This window comes from Microbacterium galbinum (assembly GCF_023091225.1).
GTDB lineage: Bacteria > Actinomycetota > Actinomycetes > Actinomycetales > Microbacteriaceae > Microbacterium > Microbacterium galbinum.
The window spans coordinates 2539737-2559104 of sequence record NZ_JAHWXM010000001.1 but is presented as its reverse complement, the minus strand read 5'-3'; the positions used below and the strand labels follow the sequence as shown (position 1 = coordinate 2559104).

14 protein-coding genes are annotated in these 19368 nt (G+C 70.2%); 4 read left to right on the top strand and 10 right to left on the bottom strand.

The genetic code is table 11. The features are described from left to right. Position 1: 1 nt before the first annotated feature. A complete protein-coding gene (locus KZC52_RS12225) occupies positions 2–628 on the bottom strand; it encodes a DUF1684 domain-containing protein (protein ID WP_247624315.1) in 627 nt (208 codons plus the stop codon). 88 nt (positions 629–716) lie between these two features. Between KZC52_RS12225 and KZC52_RS12220 the strand changes: the two genes are divergently transcribed. The 3 genes from KZC52_RS12220 (at position 717) to KZC52_RS17405 (ending at position 2518) form a co-directional block, all read left to right on the top strand. Continuing rightward, positions 717–1388 carry an alpha/beta fold hydrolase gene (locus KZC52_RS12220; protein ID WP_247624314.1) on the top strand — a complete coding sequence of 224 codons (672 nt, stop codon included), beginning with the start codon at positions 717–719 and terminating at the stop codon, positions 1386–1388. Positions 1389–1454: 66 nt separating this feature from the next. Continuing rightward, positions 1455–2225 (top strand): hypothetical protein, encoded by a 771-nt coding sequence (locus KZC52_RS12215; protein ID WP_247624313.1) that lies wholly within the window; start codon positions 1455–1457, stop codon positions 2223–2225. A gap of 167 nt (positions 2226–2392) precedes the next feature. Continuing rightward, on the top strand, positions 2393–2518 hold the full coding sequence (locus tag KZC52_RS17405) for a hypothetical protein (protein ID WP_281731258.1): 126 nt from the start codon (positions 2393–2395) through the stop codon (positions 2516–2518). A gap of 132 nt (positions 2519–2650) precedes the next feature. Here KZC52_RS17405 and KZC52_RS12210 read toward each other — a convergent pair whose 3' ends face one another. Both KZC52_RS12210 and KZC52_RS12205 read right to left on the bottom strand, forming a co-directional pair. Continuing rightward, a complete protein-coding gene (locus KZC52_RS12210) occupies positions 2651–5962 on the bottom strand; it encodes a discoidin domain-containing protein (RefSeq protein WP_247624312.1) in 3312 nt (1103 codons plus the stop codon). A 50-nt stretch (positions 5963–6012) separates the two neighbouring features. Beyond that, complete coding sequence (locus tag KZC52_RS12205) at positions 6013–6930, bottom strand: peptidyl-prolyl cis-trans isomerase (protein ID WP_247624311.1); 918 nt, start codon at positions 6928–6930, stop codon at positions 6013–6015. Between the two features lie 146 nt (positions 6931–7076). On the opposite strand from KZC52_RS12205, the gene KZC52_RS12200 reads away from it, so the two are divergent. Next, positions 7077–8906 carry a glycoside hydrolase family 35 protein gene (locus KZC52_RS12200; RefSeq protein ID WP_247624310.1) on the top strand — a complete coding sequence of 610 codons (1830 nt, stop codon included), beginning with the start codon at positions 7077–7079 and terminating at the stop codon, positions 8904–8906. A gap of 3 nt (positions 8907–8909) precedes the next feature. Here KZC52_RS12200 and KZC52_RS12195 read toward each other — a convergent pair whose 3' ends face one another. From KZC52_RS12195 to KZC52_RS12165, 7 genes are all read right to left on the bottom strand, one after another. Then, the gene (locus tag KZC52_RS12195; RefSeq protein WP_247624309.1) at positions 8910–9935 is read right to left on the bottom strand and encodes a LacI family DNA-binding transcriptional regulator; all 1026 of its coding nucleotides are present in this window, start codon (positions 9933–9935) and stop codon (positions 8910–8912) included. Positions 9936–10015: 80 nt separating this feature from the next. Then, the gene (locus tag KZC52_RS12190) at positions 10016–11461 is read right to left on the bottom strand and encodes an alpha-L-fucosidase (RefSeq protein ID WP_247624308.1); all 1446 of its coding nucleotides are present in this window, start codon (positions 11459–11461) and stop codon (positions 10016–10018) included. Then, the gene (locus KZC52_RS12185; protein ID WP_247624307.1) at positions 11458–11661 is read right to left on the bottom strand and encodes a DUF6903 family protein; all 204 of its coding nucleotides are present in this window, start codon (positions 11659–11661) and stop codon (positions 11458–11460) included. Before KZC52_RS12185 ends, KZC52_RS12190 begins: the two co-directional genes overlap by 4 nt. Beyond that, positions 11658–12548, bottom strand: coding sequence for a carbohydrate ABC transporter permease (locus KZC52_RS12180; RefSeq protein ID WP_247624306.1), 891 nt, complete (start codon positions 12546–12548; stop codon positions 11658–11660). Before KZC52_RS12180 ends, KZC52_RS12185 begins: the two co-directional genes overlap by 4 nt. After that, positions 12548–13453, bottom strand: a complete 906-nt coding sequence (locus tag KZC52_RS12175; protein WP_247624305.1) for a carbohydrate ABC transporter permease — start codon at positions 13451–13453, stop codon at positions 12548–12550. The genes KZC52_RS12180 and KZC52_RS12175 overlap by 1 nt, the downstream gene beginning before the upstream one ends. Before the next feature lie 65 nt (positions 13454–13518). Then, positions 13519–14847, bottom strand: coding sequence for a carbohydrate ABC transporter substrate-binding protein (locus KZC52_RS12170; RefSeq protein WP_247624304.1), 1329 nt, complete (start codon positions 14845–14847; stop codon positions 13519–13521). 266 nt (positions 14848–15113) lie between these two features. Continuing rightward, the gene (locus tag KZC52_RS12165; protein WP_247624303.1) at positions 15114–19322 is read right to left on the bottom strand and encodes a discoidin domain-containing protein; all 4209 of its coding nucleotides are present in this window, start codon (positions 19320–19322) and stop codon (positions 15114–15116) included. Positions 19323–19368: the final 46 nt, after the last annotated feature.

The following is a 19368-nucleotide window of genomic DNA, read 5'->3' as shown; positions in this document are numbered from 1 at the left end:
CTCAGCCCGCGTACATCTCCCCCACCGGCACCGCGACGGGGAGCACGTTGCCGGGCTGGGCGAGCGGGCAGGCCCACGCCGGGTCGTAGGCGCACGACGGGTTGTAGGCGAAGTTGAAGTCGAGCACGATCGTGCCGCCCGCGGCATCCGATCCGAGGTCGGCGCCCTTGATCGTGTCGACGAGGTAGCGGCCGCCGCCGTAGGTGCCGCCGGGCTTGCCGGCAAGCGCATCGCGCACCGGGATGAAGAGCCCGCCGCCGTACGTCGTCAACCGCCACACGTCGAGCGACCCGGCATCCGGCACCTCGACCCGACCGATGCGCTCGAAGGGCACGACGCCGTCGGTGCCGGTCGCGAAGTCGAATCCGCCGGGCTCGGCCTCGAGGATCGGCAGCTCGAACCGCCACTGCGCGTCGTACGAGGCGATCGGCAGCCCCTCGAACATCACGCGGTCCTCGGGCAGCAACGCCGTGGCGGGATGGTGCAGCATGAGGTCGTCTCGTTCGATGCGCCACAGTTCGTGGGCGTCTTCGGGCGAATCGGCCTCGCGCACGGCGGCGTAGAGGGCGAAGACACGGCGTCGCCAGTCGGCGACTTCGAGGGCGGTGCGCGATGCGGGGGTCGACATGCGTCCAGGCTACGGGGGTTCGCCCTCGCCGGGGCGGGCGAACCGGAAGGCCTGGTGCGGATGCCGCGCGCCGGACTACCGTGACCCCATGGCGACCTTCGCGCTCATCCACGGCGGCGGATCGACGGGCTGGGACTGGCACCTGGTCGCGCCGCACCTCGAGCGCGCCGGGCACGAGGCGGTGGCGGTCGACCTCCCGACCGAACGATCGGATGCCGAGCTCTCCGACTACGTGCGCACGGTCGTCGAGGCCGTGGGCACCCGCGATCACGTGATCGTCGTCGGCCATTCGCTCGGCGGCTTCACGGCGCCCCTCGCGGCGGAGGCGCTCGAGGCGGACGGACTCGTGTTCTTCTCGGCGATGATCCCGCAGCCGGGCGAGACGTTCATGGACTGGTGGACGAACACCGGCCACGACCGCGAGAGCATCGACGACGACCCCGAGGTCTCGTTCTACAACGGTGTGCCGCGGGAACTGGCCGACGAAGCGCGTCGACGCGAACGGGACCAGCAGGGCGCGTGGCTGTCGAAGCCGTGGCCCGGCGATCGTCTGCCGGCGATCCCGACGATCGGGATCGTGTGCGCCGACGACAACTTCTTCCCCGCGCCGTTCATGCGCCGGGTCGTGCGCGAACGCGTGGGGCGCGACCCCGTCGAGGTGCCCGGCGGGCACTATGCGGCTCTCACCCACCCCGCCGAGGTCGCCGCCGCGCTCGACCGGTTCGCCCGCGGGATCGACGACGCCCGGGCGAACCGGTGAGCATGAGCATCCGATTTCACCGATCGCGCGTCAGCGAATTTCGGTCCAGCCGGGGAGGATGAGGGGGTGCCCGAGCTGCTCCCTCCCCCGCCCGACCGCGAGCCCGACGTCGTCGACGACTTCGCCGACGGCCCCGACCCCGACCTGTGGGTGACGAGTTACCTCGCCCACTGGACCACGCCGGAGCGCGCGGAGGCGCGATACGCGACCGCGCCAGAGGGGTTGGTGCTGCGGATCGGCGCCGACCAACCCGACTGGCGGCCGGAGGACGCCCCGATGCGGGTGTCGAACCTGCAGACCGGATCGTTCAGCGGACCCGTCGGATCGACCCGAGGCACGCACCGGCATCGCCCCGACGGGCTCACCGTGCGCACCGCCGTTCCGACGCGGCTGTCGTGGGCGCCCCGCCGCGGGCGCGTCGACATCACGGTGAGCGCGAGCGACGATCCCGGATGCATGCTCGCGGCCTGGCTCGTGGGCACCGAGCACGAGTCGGAGCACGACCGCGGAGAGGTCTGCATCTTCGAGATCGATGCGCGGCCGGGCGCGACGGGGTGGACGGCGCGCTGCGGCATCAAGGCGCACGGCGACGACCGGCTCGTGACCGACATGGTCGAGGTCGCGCTCGATCACGACGCCCGCACCCCGCACACCTGGACCGCGATCTGGGGAGACGGCGAGACGGTCATCGGCTGCGACGGCGTCGTGGTGTTCCACGCGGCCCAGGCGCCACGGCATCCGATGTTCCTCATGATCGACCTGTTCGAGCTCGGGGAGCCGGGAGGCGAGTACCCGAAGACCGCGGTGATCCATGCGCTGCGCGGCTGGAATGTGTGACGTAACGCACTGATCGGTGCGAAACGCCGGCAACGGAGCCCCAGAAGCGGCATTCTGCACCGATCGGTGTAGGAGAACGGGCATGGGGAACGAGGGAGTCAACCCCCTGCGCGCACGCGTCGGAGCGGACGTACGGTGCATGTCCACTCACACCGAAGGAGGACGACATGAGCGATCCCGTGAGCAACGACCTGCACGACGCCGATCACCAGAACACGCAGGGCACGCCCGGCGCCGACGAGGAGGCCGACACGGCTTCGGGCGGCGCGCCGGAAGAGCCCGACGAGGACTGACCGTCCCCTGAGGGGTCGAGACACGCCCCAACCGCCCTCGCGCGCGCGGCGTGTCTCGACCCCCCAGCCGTGTGCGGGAATGACAGGGGCGGGGTCGCACCCACGACCCCGCCCCTCTTTCATCCCCTCCGGTCAGGAGGCATCCGCCTCCGACGCGTCGGCCAGGACGGACCGACGACGCCACACCATCAGCACACCGAGCGCGAGGAGAAGCGCTGCGGCGATGCCGACGGGCACCACGGGGAAATCGGAGCCGGTCGACGCCAGGCCATCGGGGCCGGCCGCAGCCGCTCCACCGGCGGGGCCACCGTTCGACCCACCGCCCGGCCCACCTTCGGTCGGTGCTGCCGTCACGGTGACCGCGAGCGACGCAAGCCCCGAGGGGCCGGTGGCGGTGAGCGTGTGCTCTCCGACATCGACCGAGTCCGGAATGGTGACGATCGCGGCGGCCGTGCCGTCGGCGCCGATCGTGAGGGTGGCGAGGAGGACGGGCTCGGAGTGCAGCACCAGCTCGACCTCCTCACCCGCGACGAATCCGGCGATGTCGATCGTCGTCGGCACGCCGATCCGCAGCGCACCCCCCTCCACCGAGATGCTCCGCGCGGGGGTCTCGCCCTCGCCCGGATCCACCTCGGCGATCGCGGTCGAGAGCACTCCCGCGACCTCTTCCACCGCCACTTGGGTGACCTCGGCATTGCCGGAGCCGGGGGTGGTGCGGTTCACCTTCGCGACGAGCGCCCGAGCGTCGTCGAGGGCGGCATCGAGCGCGGCATCCGACACCGACGCGGCGAGCGCATCGCCCTCGGCGATCAACGCCTCGATCTCGCTCGTATCGACGATCTCCACCGTGACCCGCACGGGGTTGCCTGCGCTGAACTCGAAGATCAGCCCCGACGTCCCGAGCATCTTGTCGGCGTAGAAGGACTGGGTCAGCCGGTAGACGCTGACGCCCTCCGCACCGGCGGTGACGGTGTAGTCGTCGGCGTCGAGCGATCCGACGACCGCTCCCGACGTCGTGACGTAGCGGATCGCGTCGAGCGTGGCACCGTCGGCGTCCGCGGTGAACTCCACCACGTTGTTCGGATTGTCGGCCTGCGCGGGGTTGCGGTCGAACACGCCGATCGCGGGCGTGACGACCGGCTGGGCGTTGTCGGCGTTGCGGTAGACCGAGATGCGCGTGAGCGTGGGCTTGTAGACCTCGCCGGGCAGCATGCTCGTGATCGAGAGGCGCAGCTTCGACGAGGTGACCGTGCCGAAGCCGTCGATCACGGCGTCGCGACCGATGCCCGAGTCGCGGGTGACGAACGCCTCCCACTGCTCGGTCTCGGCGTTCCAGCTCTGCAGCGTGAAGTCCTTCACGCGCAGCCCCGTTCCGGAGTCCGTGAATTCGTCGAGCACGACCTCGTCGAACGCGGTCTCGGCGCCGAAGTCGATGTCGATCGTCAGCGGGAACGTGGCGTCGTCCGCGGCCGCCCAGCGGGTGGTCGGGTCGCCGTCGACGAGCTTGTCGGCCGAGAGCACGAAGTTCTGGTGCGGATGCGTCGAGCTCGCCGTCGCGGTCTTGCCGAGGGCCAGGTCGACGCGGGTGTCGACGCCCTCCTCCTCGATCGGGTCGTCGTCGACGGGGTTCGTCACCACCGGGCCGTTCGCCGTCTCGTGCAGACCGATGTCGGGGGCGTCGCCGCGGTACGAGGGGTCTCCGAAGAAGTCGAACTCGCCGATGCGCTCGTTGTAGCGGCCGGCGTCGACCAGCGGCGATGCGTCGTCGAGGCGGAAGATGCTCGCCGACTGCCGGATGTTCTCGACACCGGCGCCCTGCGCATAGTCGGCGGGGTCACCGACGAAGAGAGGGTCGCCGATGACGGCCCGGTCGTCCTTCGGCTGCTGCGTCGAGTACTCCCCGCTCGCCTCGTAGTAGGCGTTGTTCGAGAACACCGCGCGGTCGAGGCCGCCCGGCTTCGCCGCCCACGTGGTCGTGTCGGTCGTGGAGGTGTTGTAGAAGATGTTGTTCGCGAAGTAGACGCGGTCCTTCAGCACCTCGTCGTGCACCGACTCGAGGATCGACCCGTCGTAGACGAACACGTTGTTGAGCACGTACGTCGGCGAGTAGTTGCTCGACAGCATGTTCTTCCAGATCACGCCGTTGTCGTTGACGCTGAGGTTGTACCGGGCGACGGAGTTTCCGCTGTTGCCCATGTACGCCATCCAGCCGCCCTTGTTGTCGTGCGAGTAGTTGTACTCGTAGGTCACGTCGAAGTTGGTGAACTCGAGGTCCCACGGGGTGGCGTCGTACTGGTTGGCCGGCCCGTCGTAGATCTCGTTGAACCGCATGACCGACTCGGCGCCGGCCCAGAGGTAGAGCCCGGCCGAGACCTGCTCGTAGCGCTGCAGCCAGCCGTTGGCCTCGTTGTACTCGGCGAGCAGGTTCTTCGTGTTCGCGAACTGGTACGGCCCCTGGCCGATGCTCTCGGCGTAGTTGTGGGCGATGTGCACGTTGCGGCTGTAGAGGTCGCGGTCACGCACCCAGAGCTGTTCCCATCCTTCGTGGAACTTGCCGGTCTCGTCGTTGTACCCGACCTGGTCTCCGAACCAGTTGAAGCCGAACTGGATGGCGTGCAGCTCGACGCGCTCGAACGTGTTGTTCACGATCTCGATGTCGCGGAAGTAGTGGCCGCCGGTCGCGTACGCGCCGTACTGCTGCGAGCCGAACACCTGGAAATTCACGCCGCCGTAGTGGATGCGCTGCCAGATGCTCGGGCCGTCGATGTCGTGCACGTGGAGGTCGCGGATGACGATGCCGTCCATGATCGTGTCGGCACCGGCGGGGAGCAGATCGGCGTTGATCGAGACCGAGACCCCGTCGCGCACGTAGGAGCCGCGCGTGATGTCGGTGGCGAAGTCGTCGTCGTTGCTGAGCTCCAGGTTCGCGATGTGCACGTACTCCTGGTTGCGCAGGTTCACCGCTCCCGTGAGGCCGACGGTCTGGACGTTCTTGGTCGTGCCCGAGGTGAAGGGGCTGGGCACGTTGCCGTTGGTGGCGATGTAGGGCAGGCCGTCCTCCGGGTCGCCGTAGGCGTCGATGACGATGGGCTTGCCCGCCTCGCCCGATCCCTTGGGCCAGAGCTGCTGGTCGCTCCACGTCTCGCCGCCCTTGAGCAGGATGCGGTCGCCGGGAAGGAAGGTGGTGTCGTTGGCCTTGGCGAGCGACTTCCAGGCGGTCGCCTCGGAGGTTCCGGATGCCGCATCGTCGCCGCCCGTGGCGTCGAGGAAGTAGTCGGTGCCGCCGTAGGGGTTGGCCGTGGCGCCCGCCCAGCCGGCGTCGGTGACGTCGGCGACGGCGGGGGCCGCGGCGACGCCGGCGAGGGCGGTCGTCGCGAGGATGCTCGTGAGGGCGAAGGCGCCGAAGCGTCGACCTCGATGTCTCGGGGGGCGGTGTCGTGTCATTGCGGGTCCCTTCTTCGGAGGTTGCTGCGGGGGCAGGACGGCGGGGGCCGTCAGTCGGAGACGTTCTGGTGGGCCCGGGCCTCGGCGATCGCCGCGGTGAGCTTCTCGTCGAGCAGGACGCTGCGGATGCGTTCGCGGTAGCGCTCGTAGGCGGCGTCGGCATCGACCTCGCGGGCATCGACGCGGTAGGCCGCCCAGCCGGATCGCGAGGGTTCGGGACCCGCCGTTCCGCCGATGTCGGCGGCGCGGATCGCGGCGGCGGTCTCGGGGTTCCACGGGCCGTCGACGAGCTCGGCATCCGCGACGGTGATCGTCTCGACCTGCACGTCTGCGGTGTCGCCCGTGGCCAGTGCGCGTTCGAGGATCGCCTGCGCCGCGGCCGGGTCGGCCGCATCGGTGCGGAGGCGGGTGAGGGTGTGGGTCGTCGCGGCGGATGCCCACTCCGACGATTCGGCATCGAAGCGCGAGCGCACCTCATCGTCGCCGACGGCGAAGCGGGGGTCATCGGAGGAGAGGAGCGCGCGGGCGGTCGCCTCGCGGATGTCGGTGAGGCTCTTGGAGTAGAACGTGCGGGCGCTGTAGGAGATCGGGCCGTAGACGACCTCGCCCGCGCGTTGCGCCTCGGCGCGTGCGGCGTTGACCTCGTCGAGCGCATCGAGGATGTCGGCCGGGCGCTCGAGGTCGGTCGCCCCGACCGCGCGGGCGATCTCGAGGAGCGCCAGGTCGTCGCGGAGGGAGTCGATCGCCGCCGCGCGCACATCGGCGTCATCGCCGCCGGCCTGCTCGGCCGCGCGGCCGGCACGATCGATGCCGATCGCGAGCTCGTCATCGGTGAGCACGATCCCGTCGATCTCGGCGCGGGCCGGCGATGACACGGCCAACGGAATCGCCACCGCGGCGACCGCCGCGAGAGCGAGCACACCCGCACCCCAGGCGGCGAGTCGCCGCCGATGCTGCCGTCTGTCCACGCTGTCTCCCTCGTCGGATCCGTGTTCAGGAGGATGGCACAGATTGTGATGGATCACAACCGTTGCAGACGACTCTCCTCAGAATCCATGATTCCTCGGAATCTCAAGAGTGATATCGATGCCAATTTGCCCCCATAATGGATCTCATGCCTTCTGCACTCGTCACTCCCGCGTCTGACGCGACCGTTCCGGCGCCCGCCGCGCCGACGCTCTCCTGGGCCGGGAACCGCCTCCTGCGCGAGGGCACGCGCACCCGCATCCTCGCCGGGTCGCTGCACTACTTCCGCGTGCATCCCGACCAGTGGCGCGACCGCCTCCAGCGGCTGCGCGACCTCGGCCTGAACACGGTCGACACCTACGTGCCCTGGAACTTCCACCAGCCGGGCCCCGACGACGCACCCGACTTCACCGGATGGCGTGACATCGCCGCGTTCCTGCGGATCGCGGCCGAGGTCGGGCTCGACGCGATCGTGCGCCCCGGACCCTACATCTGCGCGGAGTGGACCAACGGCGGCCTGCCCACGTGGCTCACGGCATCCGGCATCCCCCTGCGCACCGCCGACCCGCGCTTCCTCGACGCGGTCGACGCCTGGTTCGCCGCTCTGCTCCCCCGCCTCACCGACCTGCAGGCCAACGTCGGCGGCCCGGTGATCGCCGTGCAGGTCGAGAACGAGTTCGGCAGCTACGGCGACGACCCGTCGTACGTGGCCGAGGTCGCGCGGCTCCTGCGCGCGCACGGCATCACCGAGATGCTCTACACGGCCGACGGTCCGACCGACCTCATGCTCGACGCCGGCATGCTGCCCGACACGCTCGCCGCTCTCACGCTCGGCTCGCAGCCCGGCGCCGCGCGCGAGCTGATCCGCCGTCGCCGCCCCGATGAACCCTTCTTCGTGGCGGAGTTCTGGAACGGATGGTTCGACCATTGGGGCACGGCCCACCACGTGCGCGGCACCGCGAGCGCGGCCGGCACGCTCGCCGGCATCATCGAGGACGGCGGCAGCGTCAGCATCTACATGGCCCACGGCGGCACCAACTTCGGCCTCTGGTCGGGCGCGAACCGTGTCGACGGAACACTGATGGCGACGACGACGAGCTACGACTCCGACGCGCCCATCGCCGAGGACGGCACGCTGACGCCGAAGTTCTTCGCGATGCGCGAGGTGCTCGGGGCCACCGAGCCGGTGCGCAGCGCCCAGCCCGAGTTCCTCGCGCCCCAGCGGATCGACGTCGCGCGCGGTGCCGACCTGCTGTCGGTCCTGGATGCCGCCGCCACGGGGCCCCGCCGAGTCGCGGCCACGAGCAGCTTCGAGGAGCTCGGCACCGACGACGGCTTCGTCCGTTACACGGCCGACACGCTCCTGCCCGATCGCGAGCTGCGCCTGGTCTTCGAGCGCATCGCCGACCGCGCCTTCGTCTTCGTCGACGGAGAGCCCGTCGGCGAGATCGAGGAGCGCGGCGAGATCGTCGTCCGCGGTCACGGCGCGCGCGCCCGCATCGTCGTGCTGGTCGAGAACCGCGGACGCGTGAACTACGGATCGTCGATCGGCGAGCGCAAGGGGATGCTCGGCCCCGTCCTGGTCGATCGCCGGATCGTGCAGCACTGGGAGGCATCCGCCGTCGACCCCACGACCTTCGACCTCGAAGCCCTGCGTGCACCCGCACAGCCCGACACCGCACAGCCCGACACTCAACGACCCGGTCTCGCCACGGCATCCTTCGAGATCATCGGCGCCGTGCGCGACACCCACCTCGCCCTCCCGGGCTGGGGCACGGGACTCGTCTGGGTCAACGGGTTCCTGCTGGGCCGCTACTCCGAGGTCGGACCGCAGCAGACGCAGTACGTGCCCGCACCCCTGCTGCGCGCCGGCACGAACGAGATCGTACTCCTCGAGCTGCGCCGCCGCGGCGGGGCGCTTGAGTTGCGGGCGACGGCCGAGCTCGGCCCCGAAGAGGAGTACGTCGAGGAGTTCTGAGCGTCAGCGCGCGGGCGGCGCCGTGCTGCCGCGCACGATCAACTCGGGCGCGATGTGGGCGTTGCGCTGCTCGTCGGCGTCGCCGTCGAGTTCGGCGATCACCCGCTCGACGGCGAGTTCGCCCATGCGCTCGAACGGCTGGCGCACCGTCGTGAGCGGCGGCGACAGGTACTGGGCGACCGGGATGTCGTCCATGGCGACCACCGAGATGTCGCCGGGCACGTCGCGCCCCAGCTCGCGCAGCGCGTGGATCACGCCGATCGCCATCTCGTCGGACGACACGAACACGGCCGTCGCGTCGGCCACCCGGCCGAGCACGAGCCCGAGCTGATAACCGGATGCCGGGGTCCAGTCCCCGTTGAGCACGGGGGGCGCGGTCTTGCCGGCCTCCGCGAGCGCCGCGGCCCACCCCTGGGTGCGACCCGAGGCGTCCTTCCAGTTCGCCGGACCGGCGATGTGCCACACGGTCTCGTGCCCCAGATCGATGAGGTGCTGCGTGGCGAGTCGCCCGGCGGCCTCCTGATCGAGGTCGACCACGACGTCGGCCGCGGAGGTGTCGGCGTCGATGACCGCCGTCGGGATGCCGTGGACGGCCTTCGCGAGTGCGGGCTCGTCCCAGATCGGGACGGCGATCACGAGGGCGTCGACGCCCTGGTCGCGCAACCGCCCGATGCCGCCGGCGATCGCCGCGGCCGAGACCGAGGTCGTGCCGGCAGAGGAGACGAAGTAGCCGCGGGCGCGCGCGGCGCGATGGATGCCGAGCATGATCGAGCTCGCCGCGTACTGATCGGATTCGTGGGTGAGCACGCCGATGGTCATGCTGCGACCCGTGACGAGGGCGCGCGCAAGACCCGTGCGGCGGTACCCCGTGCTTTCCACGGCGTTCTCGACCTGCAGTCGGGTCACCTCCGAGACGTTGGGGTGATCGCGGAGCACGCGCGAGACGGTCTGCGGAGACACTCCCGCCAGGGCGGCGACATCCGCCATGGTCGGAGGGCGGACGCGGCCCGCGCTGGTGGTCTTCGGCATATCCGTTCCGGTGGGATCGACAGCGCCCCTGGTGGCGTGTTGCCTCATGTTAGCGGATGTGATCGGTGCCGCCGCGGAGGTCACCAGGCACCCGTCCGACGGAACACCCGCACCTCCGAAAGGGCCACGGGACCGCGGCATCCGACGATCTCGACCTCGACCGCGCGCACTCCGTCGACCGCGGCATCGACGATGCGCTGGGCACCCACCGACGCGCCGCTTCGTTCCGCGAGCACGGTGCCGTCGGCGCCGCGGAAGCGCACGACGAAGCCGTCGATCCGCTGACCCTGCACGATGTCCTCCCGCAGAGCGACGCCGGCGATGTCGGCATCCGTCTCGAAGCGCAGCACCACGGATGCCGGCACGTCGTCGGCCTCGACCCGCCATACCCCGCCGGGCCCGGGCGCCGCCGACAGCGGCGACGCCGAGAACTCGGCCACGGCCGTCGCGGCGATGTCGCTCTCGTCGAGCGAGCGGATGAGCTCGCCGAGTCGCGCGAGCATCACGCGGTCGGACTCGGCGATGTGGCCGGTGGCCGCGGGCGGCACATTGAGCAGGAACGTCGCGTTGCCGCCGACGCTGCGACGGTAGATCTCGAAGAGCTCCTCGGGCGAACGCACCGCGTCGTCCTCGGCGGGGTGGTGGAACCATCCCGGTCGCGTCGAGGTGTTCACCTCCGCCGGGTACCAGACCAGCGGATCCGTCGACGCGAGGAGCGCGTCGCGGCCACCGAGGTCCTCCTCATCGCTGCGCACCAGGCGCGAGAAGAGACCGTCGTCGACCTGCTGCGAACGCGACGCGGTCGACTCCGCCTCGCGGAGCGATGCCGGGACGACGCTCCATTCCTCGGGGCGGGTATCGCCGGCCTCGTTCCCGCACCACCGCACGTCCGGACCGCACACGCTGATGACGGCCTGGGGCTGCAGGCGACGCACGAGTGCGTAGTAGCGGTCCCAGTCGTAGTACTGGCGTCGCCCGTCCGCACCCTCGCCGTTCGCACCGTCGAGCCACACCGAGAAGATCGGCCCGTAGCCGGTGAGCAGCTCGGTGAGCTGGGCGACGAAGAAGTCGTCGTACGGCGTGCCGGTGCCGTAGGTCGCCTCGGTGCGGTCCCACGGAGAGAGGTACACCCCGAACGCGAGCCTCTCGGCGGCGCAGGCATCGGCGACCTCGCGCACGAGATCGCCCGAGCCGCCGCGCCAGGGGCTCGCCGCGACCGTGTGCGCGGAGTGCGCGCTCGGCCACAGGGCGAAGCCGTCGTGGTGCTTGCAGGTGAGGATCACCGCGGTCATCCCGGCGGCGGCGAGGTCGCGCACCCAGGCGCGCGCATCCACATCGGCCGGGTCGAACAGCGCGGGGTCCTCGTGCCCGAGTCCCCACTCGCGATCGGTCATCGTGTTCATCCCGAAGTGCAGGAATCCGTAGAACTCCCGACGCTGCCAGGCGAGCTGGCGTTCGGTGGGCACGACGGCGGCGGCCTCGGCCAGACGGGCGGCCTCGGTCGGACGGGCGGATGCCGAGGTCAACGGTGCCTCCTGTTGAAGATCGCGAGCTGCGCGATGAGCACGGCGAGGGCGCCGAGCATCGTCAGCAGTTGCGGCCAGCCGGTCGTCTGCTGGGCCACGATGATGGTCGTGATCGCGGCGACGAAGACGACGGCGTGGAGGATGCCGACGACGAGCGCCTGCACGTCGATCACACGACGGGGAGTAGGACGACCGGTCATTTGATGCCTCCCCCGCCGACGGACTGCAGCAGTCGGCGCTGGACGATGAGATAGAAGACGATGACGGGCACCATGACGATGACCATGCCCGCGTAGAGCTGGCCGTAGTCCGCCGCCGCGCGCTGCGCCTGGAACAGGTTGAGGAGCCCGACCTGGACCGTCTTGTTCTCGCCCGGCATGAGGGTGAGCGAGATGATGAAGTCGTTCCAGTACGCCAGGAAGTTGAACAGCAGCGCGGTGTTGATCACGGGTGAGGCGAGCGGGAGCATCACCGACACCATCGTGCGCAGCCGGGAGCTGCCGTCGAGCGTCGCCGCCTCTTCGTACTCGACCGGGATGGTGCGGAAGAACGACGTCAGCAGGTAGATCGTGAACGGCAGCGAGGTGGCCGCGTAGACGAGCGCCAGCACCGCGAGGTTGTCGATGAAGAAACCGCCGCGGAGGACGTCCTTCAGGGCGCGATCCCAGCCGAGCAGCATGAGGAAGATCGGGATGACGATGTAGTTGACGTTGATGAACAGACCGGCGAGCATCAGCACCTCGACGACCGACTTGCCGCGGAAGTCGAAGCGGGCCATTACATAGGCGGCGGGCACCGCCACGACCAGGCAGATCGCGAGGGCGAGCGCCGTCACGAGCACCGAGTTGACGAAGTACTCGCCGATGCGCGCGTTGACGAACGCCTGCACGAAGTTCTCCCAGTGCACGCCGAGCGGGATCGCCCAGGGGCTCTCGTAGAACTCGGGCTTGGTCTTGATCGAGGCCATGAAGACCCAGGCGACCGGGATGAGGATGGCGAGGGAGATCGCGCCGAGCAGGATGTTGACCAGCACGCGGTAGGTGCGATCGCTCGCCGCGCGGCCTCGGGTCGGGGTGAGGAAGGCCATCAGAACTGCTGCACCTCTCGCTTGGTTGACCGGTTGATGATGAGCGCCAGGGCGAACGAGAAGAGGAAGATCACGACGCCGATCGCCATGCCGTACCCGTAGCTGGAGTTCGTGTACGCCTGCTTGTACATGTAGTTGAGCAGCACGTCGGAGGAGCCGTTGGGGCCGCCGTCGGTCATCGCCCGCACGAGCACGAACGCGAGGTTGACCGACGAGATGATGAAGAACGTGAGCGTGGTGCGCAGGGTGCCCCACACCAGCGGCAGCGTCACATCGAAGAAACGGCGGAAGGCACCGGCACCGTCGAGCGCGGCCGCCTCGTAGACGTCGGCGGGGATCGAGCTCATCCCGCCCATGTAGAGCAGCACGTAGTAGCCGAGCGACTGCCACAGCATCGCGAGCGCGATGCTGTACATGATGATCTTCTCGTCACCCAGCCACACCTGGGCGAGGTTCTCGAGGCCCACGGTGCTGAGCGAGCCGTTGATCAGACCGTTCTTCTGGTCGTAGACGGCGGAGAAGATCGCCGCGACGACGACGATCGAGAGCACGCTGGGCAGGTACAGCACGAAGCGGTAGAAGTTGCGGGCGCGGATGCGCGGGTTCACCATGATCGCCGCGATGCCCAGCGCCCCGGCCATCGTCACGATCGTCACGATCACGAGCAGCAGGATCGTGTTCTGGAACGAACGCACGAACTGCATGTCGCCGAGGAGGGCTGTGAAGTTGTCGAAGCCGATGAACGTCTGCGAGCCTCCGAAGCCGGTCCACTGGAACAGCGACATGCGGAAGACGTCGATGGTCGGCACGACCATGAAGACGACGTAGAGGACGAACGCCGGGAGCAGCGAGAACAGGATGAAACGACCGCGACCTCGGTGCATCGCGGAGCGGGTGTGGGCCACGGGGGTGTCCTTCGGGCGTGGGGATGGAAGCGGGGCCGCCGACGGATCGGCGGCCCCGCGGGGTGTCACTGTGCGGCGGCGCCGAGCTTGTTGCTGGCGTCGTTCACCGCGGCCTGCCACTCGTCCAGGCTCATGGTGCCCGAGATCACGCTGTTGGCCGAATCGAAGAGCGTCGCCTTGAGGTCGACGCCCGGCACCGGGGTGGTCGCGGCGAAGCTGCCGACGAGCGCCTTGACACCATCGCCGGAGTACCCGGCGTAGAACTCCGCCGAGTCGCCCGTGAGTCCATCGGCGAGTCCTACGATCGGCTGGATGGCACCGGTCGCGGCGAAGATCTCAGCCGCCTCATCGGAGTAGAGGAACGCGAGGAAGGTCTTCGCCTCCTCCTTGTGCGTCGCCTCGGCCGGCACCCACGCCGACTCGACGAAGGTCGTGAGGTAGCGCTCGCCGCCGGCTTCGGGGGCCGGCACCGCGGTGAGACCCCAGGTGAACCCGTCGCTGCGCGGAGCGTCCGCCATCTCGTTCGCGATCCAGGTGCCGTTGGGCATGAAGATCGCGGTGCCGTCGAGGATCGTCTGCTGGTTCTTGGTGAAGTCCTGGCCGTTGGCGTAGCCGACGGTCGTGGGCGCGGTGTACTCGGTGAGCAGTTCGGTCGTGAGCTCGAGCACCTCGCGAGCCTCCGGCTGCATCCAGACGTCTTCCTCGTAGGTCATGACGTCGGAGTAGAAGTCCTCGCCGCCCGCTGCCGCGAGGAGCGAGAAGAAGTAGGAGTCGAGGTATCCGGCGGTCGGGTAGGTGAAGAGCGAGATGCCCTCGGCCTTCGCGGCCTCACCGAGTGCGAAGAACTCGTCGAAGTCCGTCGGCACGTCCCAGCCGTGCGCGTCGAGGAGGCCCTGGTCGTAGACGAGCCCCGTCGGGGAGGCGAACATCGGCAGGAGGTAGACGCTGTCGTCGCCGTAGGGGTTGGTGTTGAGGTTGCCGACGATGCCCTCGGTGAGCTTCTCGCCGACCGTGACGTCTTCACCCGGGACGGTGAGGTCGAGCACGTCGGAGAGGTCCTCGAGACCGCGGTCGCGGATGAAGCCCTCGGTGAAGCCCTCCTTGGCGCCCTGTCCGAGCACGACGACGTCGGGATAGTCGCCCGCGGCCACCTGAGGGGTGAGCTCCTGAGCGAGGGTCTTGCTGGTGACGAGCTCGACGTCGATGTCGGGGTTCGCCTTCTCGAACGCGGCGACGACGTCGGCGTACATCTCGGCACCGTAGCCGCCTTCGAACGCGGCGACCTTGAGCGTGTCGCCGGAATCGGCGTCCTGCCCTCCGGCACCGCTGCAACCGGCGATGAGCGAGACGCTGGCGATCATGGCGACCGCGCCTGCGATGGTCTTCTTCTTCACGGGGGTCCTCTCGGGTTTCTGCATGATCATCGACCGGGCGAGCGTGCAGCCCGGTGCTGTCGTGATCGGGTGTGAGACTTCGTCGTTCCGCGGCTCAGAGAGGAGCCGTGGAGATAGTGTGTCACACTTTGGCATCGATGCCAACATAAACATCCGATGTATATATTCGATGCGCGAATGGAGCGCCCGCACGCACTGAGGGGTCGAGACACGCCGCGCGCGCGAGCGCGGTTGCGGCGTGTCTCGACCCCTCGGGTGTCGGAGCGTCAGTCCTCGGACGACACAGCGAGCCCGCGGCGTCGTGCGACGAGCAGTCCGCCGGCGGCCAGCAGCAGCAGTGCGGCCGCGAGCGACCACCCCAGCACCAGACCGGTCGCGGCGAGATCGCCGTCGGATCCCGAGCCGCCTCCGCCGGCGCCCCCGTCCGAGCCACCGCCGGGAGTGCCGGGCTCCCCGGGCTCCCCAGGTTCTCCGGGCTCACCTGGATCCACCGGCACCGCGGTGACCTCCCCGGCGAAGGCACGGGTCGATGCCTCGCCGATCCCGTTGTCGGCGGCGACCGTGAAGGCGTACGCACCGACCGTCGTCGGCGCGCCCGCGAGCGCACCGGTGGCGGGATCGAGGGTCACGCCGTCGGGCAGGGCCCCGGCCACGACCGCATACGTCGGGGCCGGAACACCGGATGCCTGCAGGGCGCCGCTCACGGTCGCACCGACCACGAGCGCGGGGACCTCGCCCCGGATCGCGCCCGGGTCGGCGTCGTCGACGGCACCCGGAGCGAGCACGCGGAGTGCCGTGAGGCCCGGGTCCCCGGTCTTCCACGCGGTGCTCAACGCCACGTAGCGCGCGGTCGCATCGACGGGCACGGCACCGTGGGTCGTTCCCGCCTCGATCGTGCCGACATCGCGGAACGTGACGCCGTCGTCGCTCACCGACACGACGGCGGCGGGGGCATCCGATCCGTCCCACAGCGTCGTGACGGTGCCGATCGGCTGCGCGGACCCGAGATCGGTCACCATGCGGCCGTCGACGCCCGGCGTCCACGACGTCGTCTCGTCGCCGTCGACCGCACCCTGCGGCGAGGTCATGCCCTCGGGCAGGACGGATGCCGGGAACGTCAGCGTGCTCAGCGCCCGGTCGGGCACGGGGAACGGCGTCGCACCGGGGAAGCTCGCGGCGGCGGCCACGACGGGCTCGCCCACCGGCAGCGCCCGTGTCTCGCCCGTCTCGGCGTTCGTCACCTCGAGGGTCGGTGCCGCGGCGGATGCTTCCGCTCGCGCATCGGCGGCGGCATCCGCGATTCGGATCGTGCGCCCGTCGACCACCGAGACTCCGACGCCCGCGGATCGCGCGACGCCGGTGGGGACCGTGGCGCGCGGAGCGAGCACGACCGCCTGCCCGGCCGGGACCGTGACCCGGAGGGTCGAGGCATCCTCGCCGAGCGTCTGCTCCCCCGCGAACAGCGACACCGTGTCGCCGACGTACGGGATCGTGACGTCGGTCGTCACCTCGGTGCCGGACAGGTTGAACGCGCTGAGGTAGCCGCCCAGCGAGCTGACCAGCAACCCCTCGGCCGACGGCTGCGGCGCGGCGTCCTGAGCCGCCGTCGCCGCAGCGTCGCCCGGCACCATCTCGACGAGCAGCGGGCGATCGCCGCCGCCGAGCCGGAGCGCGTTGAGGCCGGGCTTCTCGGCCGACACCGTGATCGGAGCCTGGCCGCCGCGCACGACGAACCCGGCCCGATCCTCGACGTTGATCCACGACCCCTCCGTCGAGGTCACCTCGTCGCCGGTGTACCGGAAGCTCGCGGCGTCCGTCCACGTCACGCCATCGGCGGAGGTCTGGATGCGGTACTCGCGACCGGCCGAGGCCTCCCACCCCAGCTGCACCTGGGCGATCGCCGTCGGGGCGCCGAGGTCGACCTGGATCCAGGAATCGGTGCGCGTGCGGTCGGCGCGCGACACCGCCCAACGCGAGGCCGCGTCGTTGTCGGTGACGCTCGAGGGCGCACGGCCCGTGTCGGCGCTGGATGCCGTGGCCGGCTTGCCCGCCGCCGCATCGACGCCAGCCGCGGTCAGCGCGCGCATCGTGTACAGCGAGTAGCCGTAGGCGGGGTCGCCCTGCACGCCCTGCATGCGCACGAAGCGGGTCTCGACGGGTGCGGGCGCGGTCGCGCCGGCGGGCGTCAGGTCGACCGTGTCGAGGCGGGCGACGTTCGCGTCGACGCCGCCGGTGCGAGCGGTCTGAGTGGTCCAGGTCTGGCCGTCGACCGAGGTCTGCACGAGGTAGCGCTCACCCGCGCTCGCCTCCCAGGCCAGACGGACCGCGGAGACGGTGCGCTCGCTGCCGAGATCGACCTGGATCCACGAGTCGGCACGCGTGCGATCCGCGCGCACCACCGCCCACCGGGTCGTCGGGTTCGCGTCGGTGACGGTCGCGGCCAGGCGCGCCGGGTCCTCGCTCGATGCGGTCGCGGGGCGGCCGGCGGCGAGGTCGGTCGTGGCCTCGGCATCCGCACCGTAGGCGTGGAACGAGTACAGCGAATAGCCGAACTGCGCGTTGCCCTGCTGGCCCTGCATGCGCACGTAGCGCGCCGGCACCGGATCGAACGACAGGTCGTCGACGCGCGCGGCGTTCGCATCTGCGGGATCCGGCGGCGTCACGACGGGGAGGGTGTCGGTCGCCGAGCCCTCGGCCGTGACGTATGTGCGCGAGCCGTCGAGGCCGTTGTACCCGCCCATGTCGAGGTTGCGCACCGACACCGAGCCGTCCTGCCAGCCCGCCCCCGTCGACGCGTAGAGCGCTGCGCCGTTCGGCAGGGTGACCTGCCCGGCGTAGCCGTCGCCGATGCGGAACACCGAGGAGGTGCCCTCGAAGCCGTCGCGCGGGGTCGTGAAGGTGCTCGTGCGCCGGTCGTCGACCGTGGCGGCCGAGTTCGGGTAGAGGTACGGAGTCGCGCCGGAGAGGGCGAACAGCCACGAGTCGTGGCTCGGCACCCACGGGAACTTCAGGAACCCCTTCTTGCTGGATGCCGCGGCCCAGGCATCCGCCGTCTGCTGAACCGATAGCCCGGGACCGGCGCCGAAGTCGCGCACGCCCGCGAGCCGGGCGAAGAACTCGTCCTGCGGGGTCGGGGCGACCGGCCCCTCCTCGGACTCGGCGGCCGCGACGTGCAGGAGGTACGAGATCGCGATCTCGGCCCGCGCCTCGGGCTCGTACTTCGGCTCGCCCGAGAACTTCGCCAGGCGATCGACCGGGGCGTAGGCCTGATACGCCTCGAGCGAGGCGGCCATGTTCGCCTCGGCCCGCACGGCGTCGGGGTCGCGCAGCACCTGACCGAGGAACGCCATCGGGATCACATCGCGCCCGTACAGGTACTCGCGGTCGTTGACCATGGGCATGAACGGCTCGCCCTGGTTCGACATCACCATCTTGATCGACTCCCAGAGCTCCGCCGAGTTGGGCTGGTGCTTCAGGTATTCGGGGATCGGCTGGCCGTTGAGCACGAACTGGATCGCGTTGCGACCGCCCGAGCGCCAGATGTCGGACTGGTAGTGCGGCCCGAAGGACCCGTGGTTCTCGACCAGGTACGTGTCGTAGATCGTCTGCATCGTGTTCGTCGACACGGGCTTGCCGGCGACGATCGCCGGGTTGTTGAGGTCGGCGGTCGGCTGGCCGGCGGCGTTGCGCGCCCAGTCACCGAGCTGCTCGTCCCAGCGCGCGGCATCCGCGTGATCGGGCGCCCAGGCCAGCCCCGGGGCGAGGGCCTGCGTGTAGACACCGGCCTCCTCCTGCGCGGTGTCGCCCTCGTGCTTGCCGGTCGGCCAATCGGCGGTCCACGAGCCCGAGAGCGGGTCGTTGCCGTAGTTCAGATCGGAGGTGTACGCGGACTGCCCGACCGCGATGGTCTCGAGGTTCTTCTGCGTCGTGACGTCGAGCTGATCCCAGAGCACGCGCCCGGCGTCGAGGAAGTACGACTGGAACGTCGAGTCCCAGAAGAGCTTCTTGCCCCAGCTGCCGTTCGGATCGACGAAGCGGTTCTTCGCGGCGTAGTAACGGATCGTGTCGACCGTGCGCTGCTGCAGCTGCTCCTTCGAGATGCCCGTGACGGAGGCGTCGTACTCGCCGTGCGTGAGGATCACGGCGTTGCCGAGCACGACGGCGAAGTTGAAGTCCTTGAACTGATAGGCGCCGATGGCCGGATCCCAGACGGTGTTCACCCAGCGCGTGTGGCGCAGCAGGGCCGCGTAGTAGTCGGCGGCGATGTCGTCGGGGGCGCCGAAGGCCGCGGTCTTCACGACCGGAGCGGCGGATGCCTGCGCCGCGGGCGCGAGGGCGGCGATCGGGGCGGCGAGGGTCGCGGCGAGGGCGAGGGTGACGGTGCGCTTCAGGATGCCGAGGCGACGGGGGCGGGCGGTCGCGCGGGCGGCGCGGGCGGTCGCGCGGTGGGGGCGGGCGGGGCCGGAGCGGGCCATGGGGTGTCTCCTGGATTCAGCGGGCTTCGGCGGCGCCGCGTGCGGA

Coding starts and splice junctions, on each gene's coding strand:
- KZC52_RS12225 (WP_247624315.1), bottom strand. CDS start 628: ATGTCGACCCCCGCATCGCGCACCGCCCTCGAAGTCGCCGACTGGCGA.
- KZC52_RS12220 (WP_247624314.1), top strand. CDS start 717: ATGGCGACCTTCGCGCTCATCCACGGCGGCGGATCGACGGGCTGGGAC.
- KZC52_RS17405 (WP_281731258.1), top strand. CDS start 2,393: ATGAGCGATCCCGTGAGCAACGACCTGCACGACGCCGATCACCAGAAC.
- KZC52_RS12210 (WP_247624312.1), bottom strand. CDS start 5,962: ATGACACGACACCGCCCCCCGAGACATCGAGGTCGACGCTTCGGCGCC.
- KZC52_RS12200 (WP_247624310.1), top strand. CDS start 7,077: ATGCCTTCTGCACTCGTCACTCCCGCGTCTGACGCGACCGTTCCGGCG.
- KZC52_RS12195 (WP_247624309.1), bottom strand. CDS start 9,935: ATGCCGAAGACCACCAGCGCGGGCCGCGTCCGCCCTCCGACCATGGCG.
- KZC52_RS12185 (WP_247624307.1), bottom strand. CDS start 11,661: ATGACCGGTCGTCCTACTCCCCGTCGTGTGATCGACGTGCAGGCGCTC.
- KZC52_RS12180 (WP_247624306.1), bottom strand. CDS start 12,548: ATGGCCTTCCTCACCCCGACCCGAGGCCGCGCGGCGAGCGATCGCACC.
- KZC52_RS12165 (WP_247624303.1), bottom strand. CDS start 19,322: ATGGCCCGCTCCGGCCCCGCCCGCCCCCACCGCGCGACCGCCCGCGCC.